This window comes from Pedobacter sp. (assembly GCF_045628745.1).
GTDB lineage: Bacteria > Bacteroidota > Bacteroidia > Sphingobacteriales > Sphingobacteriaceae > Pedobacter.
Genome location: NZ_JAZQPU010000321.1, coordinates 1 through 2,412 on the forward strand (window position 1 = coordinate 1; position 2,412 = coordinate 2,412).

The 2,412-nt window shown below is 37.3% G+C and carries 4 protein-coding genes and 1 tRNA gene; all 5 read left to right on the forward strand.

What is annotated here, in order from left to right:
• The first annotated feature begins 54 nt into the window (after positions 1-54).
• A tRNA-Asn gene (locus ACR2F7_RS11940) sits at positions 55-128 on the forward strand.
• A 590-nt stretch (positions 129-718) separates the two neighbouring features.
• Positions 719-934 (forward strand): hypothetical protein, encoded by a 216-nt coding sequence (locus ACR2F7_RS11945; RefSeq protein WP_432713788.1) that lies wholly within the window; start codon positions 719-721, stop codon positions 932-934.
• 451 nt (positions 935-1,385) lie between these two features.
• Positions 1,386-1,649, forward strand: coding sequence for a hypothetical protein (locus tag ACR2F7_RS11950; RefSeq protein WP_432713789.1), 264 nt, complete (start codon positions 1,386-1,388; stop codon positions 1,647-1,649).
• A 201-nt stretch (positions 1,650-1,850) separates the two neighbouring features.
• Positions 1,851-2,063 carry a hypothetical protein gene (locus tag ACR2F7_RS11955; protein ID WP_432713790.1) on the forward strand — a complete coding sequence of 71 codons (213 nt, stop codon included), beginning with the start codon at positions 1,851-1,853 and terminating at the stop codon, positions 2,061-2,063.
• Between the two features lie 131 nt (positions 2,064-2,194).
• Positions 2,195-2,412, forward strand: a 218-nt coding sequence (locus ACR2F7_RS11960) for a hypothetical protein (RefSeq protein ID WP_432713791.1), incomplete at its 3' end; no start/stop codon positions are given.

Consider the following 2,412-nt stretch of genomic DNA (forward strand, 5'->3'; position numbering starts at 1 on the left):
CAAAACGATCAAGGCTTGCTTCAAATCAGAGTCTAGTCGCGGAGGGGAAAAGGATCCCGAATAGCTCAGCTGGTTAGAGCATCTGACTGTTAATCAGAGGGTCGCTGGTTCGAGCCCAGCTTCGGGAGCTCAGATTTTCAAGACCGAAAATCACATAAAAACCCCATTTCTAGCTAATAGGAATGGGGTTTTTTATTTCCAAAACAGGAAGTTCCTAACGCCACAACATTTGGCATTGATCCCAACTTTGCCATTTTTCGCTAGGTTTTCAGCAAAAGCTGCAGAACTTAATGAAAAACCTTTACAAATATTTAACGAGAAAAATCCCGTTATTTAGGGCCTCCGGTATCCGAACACTCAATTTTTAAGGTTAGAAAATGGCAACAGTTGATGCGAAAATTTACATACATCAACACTGACTCGGGAAGTGACTTGTAAGAAAATCTTGAAGCCTTCCTTTGATAAGTTCTCAGAAAGGTTCTCCATTTCTGAGATAAATGCTATTTAATGTCGGGCTAGCCGGATAGTGTTGATCAAACTACTGCGCTTTAGGTTGTTTTTGCCTACATCGCATGGTGGTATGCTGTTAAACGTCATTTTAAAAATAAGCAAACCATTTTAAAAATTTCACGGTCGTTCTCGAGGTAGGCTTTAACAAATTGGGCACACACCAAATAATTTTGCATACTTATTGTCCTGAATATTTGTAAATTTGAATATGGAAAGGTTGATCATCAATATCCCCGAAACAAAAAGCTCACTGGTGAAACAGATCCTCAAAGAGCTTGGCGTTGTTATACAACCAGAAAAAAAAGCTAATACATCTGACTTTAGAGAAAAATTAGCGAATGTCTCTGTTTGGTCTGATGATGATCTTAAAGTTTTTGAAGAAAGTAAAATGGCTTTTGAGAACTTAAAGGCTCAACAATGGTAGCTACTAATAAAGACAAAGAAAATAATGTCATGGTTTTAATTCTTTCAATCAGCCTGGCACAAATTTAACCTCACTCGCCGTCTTTCTTTCAAGCACTTTCACCAATGAGTGGAACTATTTTGATGCACTCAATCAAATCTATCAATGTATTGGAAGTAACACATGAGCAGATTTTAAGCAATCCAAGATGTAGCTGATGGGGTAATCAAAGTGGAGATGAAATTTGGTATGTTTTTTTTTATCTGTTCGATTCTTTGATAGTAAAGTACCGGGATGATAATTCAATTCAGCTAATGTTTTATACTGAAATACATCAGGTGGCGCCCATCCTTGCTACATGAATGTACAATTCAGAAAATGACGAACTTATTCATGTTTGGAATATCGAAGATTTAGTTTTACTCTGAACTATAGGATCGAACCGCTAAGACAGCTTTTGTTTATTGTAAAGATGTCTCCAGAAAAAGCAATAGACTTGACACCACGAGACAACGGCGCAATCTTAAATATATTAAAGCACGAGATCGATGCTATATTAAATCAGCAGGAAATAAAGGCAGAACCTCACCTGGAAAATAACGAGGTTAAATTTATTGACTATACCTTTCAACTTGGCGCGCCTGAACTGGACATTTTTGAAGAGGTACGAATAAGAGTATTTGACAAATCCAGAGTTATTAATGAGAGCATCCAAACACAATTGACCGGTTGGTAATATATTTGATAGAGTGTAATCGCTTGATAAAGATATAGTTAGGAACTGGCGGCTTCTGTCTGTTAAGCAGAGGGGTCGCTGGTTTGGGAGCAAAAAGGTAAGCATAGTAAAACAGTCGCTACCTTTTTTTTTGTAACAAACCTATTCGATAACATCAGGAATTAGAATGAATTTAATAGTTTCGTTCTCAAACCTTTAGACATGCGAAATTCAGCCCTCCTCATTCTTGCTATTTTTCTTGCCGGCAAAAGCAATGCTCAGAAATTGTATAAAGGTGAACCTTTAATTACAGCGAGTCATCCTAAAACAGCTGTTGCAATAGGTCAGGATGGGAATCAAAGAGGCTGGAATATCTCGCCAAAAATTGAGCATGATACCTTAAATTTTACCTTATTTGGCAAACCGAAAGTGTAGCCTTTAAAACAGATCTGGACAGTATTAGATTTACTATCCAAAAAGGACAAAGCAAGTCTTTTTATATCAAACTTGGCGATAACCTGCCCGCTCACACCATTATTACCCCGAAGACATTTGTTTGGGATATAGTGAAGTACTCCAATGCGCAGCCTAGAAAAGACCTCAAAATCTATTATGAAGACACTAAAAATTTATACTTCGATACCTTAAGACTTAAATACCCGATTGATGAAGTTATTAAAAATGATCAATCAGATCAGGAGAAAGTTTTATCTATCTTAAATTGGACGCATCACCAGTGGAAACATGATGGTGGAAATTCTCCCAAAGGCACTGATGCCATCTC

Excerpts from the sequence above, each read along its gene's own strand:
- ACR2F7_RS11950 (WP_432713789.1), top strand. The coding sequence starts at position 1,386 with ATGTCTCCAGAAAAAGCAATAGACTTGACACCACGAGACAACGGCGCA.
- ACR2F7_RS11945 (WP_432713788.1), top strand. The coding sequence starts at position 719 with ATGGAAAGGTTGATCATCAATATCCCCGAAACAAAAAGCTCACTGGTG.
- ACR2F7_RS11955 (WP_432713790.1), top strand. The coding sequence starts at position 1,851 with ATGCGAAATTCAGCCCTCCTCATTCTTGCTATTTTTCTTGCCGGCAAA.